The organism is Cellvibrio mixtus subsp. mixtus J3-8 (genome assembly GCF_000766945.1).
Lineage (GTDB): Bacteria > Pseudomonadota > Gammaproteobacteria > Pseudomonadales > Cellvibrionaceae > Cellvibrio > Cellvibrio mixtus_A.
The window spans coordinates 5,058-5,274 of record NZ_KN266220.1; the positions used below are offsets into that span (position 1 = coordinate 5,058).

General features: G+C 44.7%; 1 protein-coding gene. It reads left to right on the top strand.

The window, feature by feature from the left end; genetic code table 11:
* Positions 1–38 precede the first annotated feature (38 nt).
* Positions 39–217 (top strand): head completion/stabilization protein (locus A596_RS23935; RefSeq protein WP_160280216.1); only part of this gene is annotated, 179 nt, incomplete at its 3' end.

Below are 217 nucleotides of genomic sequence, written 5' to 3' on the forward strand. Positions count from 1 at the left end.
TGATTGCGATCCGGGCACTTTCTTAGAGAGAAAATACTATGACCTTTGTTGCTCCCAATACGCCTGTTGCTGATACCGAAACAGATGAAACGATAGACAATCATGCATTTTTTCCCAATATTTCATTGATGGCATTTCGCACCAGCATGCGCGTGGATTCAGTTACCACCAAAGAGCGTGCAATTCACGCTTTGTACCGCGCCATGCTCGAAGTTAA